The organism is bacterium (genome assembly GCA_026398675.1).
GTDB lineage: Bacteria > RBG-13-66-14 > RBG-13-66-14 > RBG-13-66-14 > RBG-13-66-14 > RBG-13-66-14.
The window spans coordinates 1-2959 of record JAPLSK010000358.1 but is presented as its reverse complement, the minus strand read 5'-3'; the positions used below and the strand labels follow the sequence as shown (position 1 = coordinate 2959).

Annotated in this window: 3 protein-coding genes; all 3 read right to left on the bottom strand. The window is 66.9% G+C overall.

Going from position 1 to position 2959, the window contains the following annotated elements:
- The coding region (galT, locus tag NTW26_10860) for a galactose-1-phosphate uridylyltransferase (GenBank protein MCX7022751.1) at positions 1–962 on the bottom strand (962 nt) is incomplete at its 3' end.
- Positions 963–1283: 321 nt separating this feature from the next.
- Positions 1284–2144 carry a tetratricopeptide repeat protein gene (locus NTW26_10855; protein MCX7022750.1) on the bottom strand — a complete coding sequence of 287 codons (861 nt, stop codon included), beginning with the start codon at positions 2142–2144 and terminating at the stop codon, positions 1284–1286.
- A 1-nt stretch (position 2145) separates the two neighbouring features.
- Positions 2146–2661, bottom strand: a complete 516-nt coding sequence (locus tag NTW26_10850; GenBank protein MCX7022749.1) for a gamma carbonic anhydrase family protein — start codon at positions 2659–2661, stop codon at positions 2146–2148.
- Between the last annotated feature and the right edge of the window lie 298 nt (positions 2662–2959).

Genomic DNA, 2959 nt, shown 5'->3' with positions numbered 1-2959 from the left:
GTCGGGGTGATATAGAAGCCGGTCCCACACTCGAACCCGGCCACCTTGGTCAGCTTGGGCATGACCACGATGTGCCCGTGGTAGGCCACCAGATAGGTCCCGCGGCCGTTGGTGGGCGTGTTGTGTATGAGGTAGTTGTACGGCGGGGAGTCCAGCGTGACCGCCAGGCGCCGCAGGGTCTCCGACAGGATTTCCGCTAAAAGCCCCAGGTCGTTGTCGCGCTCGAAGAGCGGCCGGTGCGCCTTGGGCAGAATCCAGGTTTCGAAGGGGAAGCGCGGCGCGAAGGGCTCCAGGGAGATGAACTGCTCGTTCTCGCACACCACCCGCTCGGCCTGCTCCATCTCCTGGATGATGATGTCGCAGAAGACACAGCGCTCCTTCCAGCCGTAATAAATCTTCGCCCCCTCGAGCTCCTCGGAAACGCGCTTGGGGACGATGGGGGTGGCGATGAGCTGGGAGTGGGAGTGGAAGAGGGAGGCCCCGGCGGCTTTCCCCTCGTTCTTGAACACCAGGATGTAGCGGAAGCGGGGGTCGCGGGTCAGGTCCACGATGCGCTGGCGGTAGGCCCCGACGACCAGCTCGACCTTCTTCGGCGGAAGCTGGTGCAGGCGGCGGTCGTGGCGCGGGTTCTCGATGATCACCTCGTGGGCCCCCACGCCGTTCATCATGTCGTACATGCCCACGCCGTGGCGGTCAAAGTCCCCCTCGATGCGCAGGGCCGGGAACTTGTTCGGCACGACGCGCACCTGCCAGCCGGGCGTGTTGGGCTCCCGGCCTTCCGCGCCGTCGGCGTTGACGGCGTGGATTTCCGGCGGGGTCAGGGCCTCGTTGCCCTCGCAGAAGGGGCAGTTCGGGCCGCCGCTGGGTTCGTGCTCGGCGGCGAAGTCGGAGGGGCGCTTGCCCCGCTCCGAGGAGATGATCACCCATCGGCCGATGATCGGGTCGCGCCGCAGTTCGGGCAAGGGGCCCTCCGGGGTGACGCACGGGCGAGGTGACGTTCAGCGGGCGGACATTTCCGCGAAGTATAGCACGGTCGGTGGGGTTTTCACCGCGAACAGCGGCTCGGACACCGCCGTTTTGATAAGAGCAAAAAACAGGCCAACCCTCACCACGCAGGAGCTAAGACAAGGGGTTTAACCGAGCGAACCGAGCCTTAGCGAGCTACGCCTCTGGCGAACCGAGCTATGCCTCTGGCAAAACGAGCGAACCGAGTAACGCCCCCGGCGAACCGAGCGAAGCGAGCTATGCCCCCGGCAAAACCCCTTGCCCCAAATTGCCAACCCTCACTGCGGGGGGATTACCCCCTCCGGGGGGGCGGTCGGTCCGGGAACCGCCAGGCCCTCCGGGGGAGCGGTCGGTCGGGGAATAGACACGTCCTTGAGCGGGATGAGGTCCACCAGGTGGGTCAGGTAAATCCCCTGATCCAGCATCCACTGGGCCATCTGCACGTCGGGGCTTCCCTCGGGCCCGGCCTTGACGATGCCGTCCAGAACCGCCTTCGATTCGTCCGGGCGCCCGAGCCAGCCGAGAATGCGCGCGGTCTCCAGCTTCGCCGTCGTCGCCAGGTAGTTGTCCTCCTCGGCGCCCAGGCCCTGGTAGTACTTCAGCGCCTCGGCGAGCTGGCCCCGTTCGAGCATCACCGAGCCGAGGGTGTAGCGCGCCTGCTGCCGGAGCGGATCGTACTCGCTCTCGGCGACCTGGGTGAGCTTCTCCTCGGCCTGGTCCAGATTCCCCAGGTGCAGGGCGCACATGCCCACGTAGAGTACGGCGGTGTCGCGGTCGAAGTCGCTCCCCGGGTTCTGCGCCACCTCGTTGAAGATGGCCAGCGCCTCGGAAAGCCGCTGCGTCGTCTCCTCGGGGGTGGGTTCGACCCACACCGGCTGCGCGTTCTCGCCCTCGGGGTACTCCTGGTGCCCCTCGAAGGCCAGCCCGAAGCTCTGGATTCCCTGGGCGACGCGGAGCGCCGTGCGCGACTCCGCCGGGCCGGCGGTGATGACGAAATAGGCGATGACCGCCAGCGCCACGATGCCGCCGACGATGATGTTGATAATGAGGTTGCGCTTCTTGCTGTCGCGCGTGTCCGCCTTGGAGTAGAGCTCGCGAAGCTCCTCGGCGCGCTCTTCCCTCGATTTGACTTTGGCCATCTCAGCGCTCCCCGGCTGTGAACGTTCTCGCCAGGTCCACGTACCCGGCGGCGTGTTTTTTCTGACCAAGTATCTCTTCGGGGGTCAACCGGCGGACCACTTTTCCCGGCACCCCCAGGACCATGGAGCCCGGCGGTATCTTTTTCCTGGGCGTGACGAGCGATCCCGCCCCGATGAGCGACCCCTCGCCTATCTCGGCCCCGTTGAGGATTATCGCCCCCATGCCGATAAGGCACCCGTCGGCGATGGTGCAGGCGTGGAGGACGGCCCGGTGGCCGATGGTCACGTCGGCGCCGATGATGGTCGGCTGGTCGTGATCCACGTGGATCACGGTGAGGTCCTGGACGTTGGTGCGCTCGCCGATTTCGATGCGGGCGATGTCGCCGCGCAGGAGGCATCCGTACCAGATGCTGGCCCCGGCGGCGGCCCGCACGTCGCCGATGACGTCCGCCGACGGGGCGACGAAGACCGAGGGGTCGAGGACCGGTTCCTTCCCCTGGTAGGGGTAGAGGGGCATGCCTGGTCAGGGGTTGGTGGGCCGGGCGATTGTACCCGCACGGGGGCGGTGTGTCAACCGGGGGGCCACATCCGTCGCCCCTCACCCCGGCCCGCGCTCCACAATTTGCGATGACGTAGGGCGGCCCCGTAGGACGAGTCCTCCGCGGGTCGCCGCGTTTTATTGCGATGACGTAGGGCGGGGTTTCCTAACCCCGCCGCTTCACCCCTCACCCCCACCCTCTCCCCAGAGGGGGGAGGGAATCGCTTCGCCCCGCACCCCGGCCTATTCCTAGCTGCGATGACGTAGGGGCCGACCT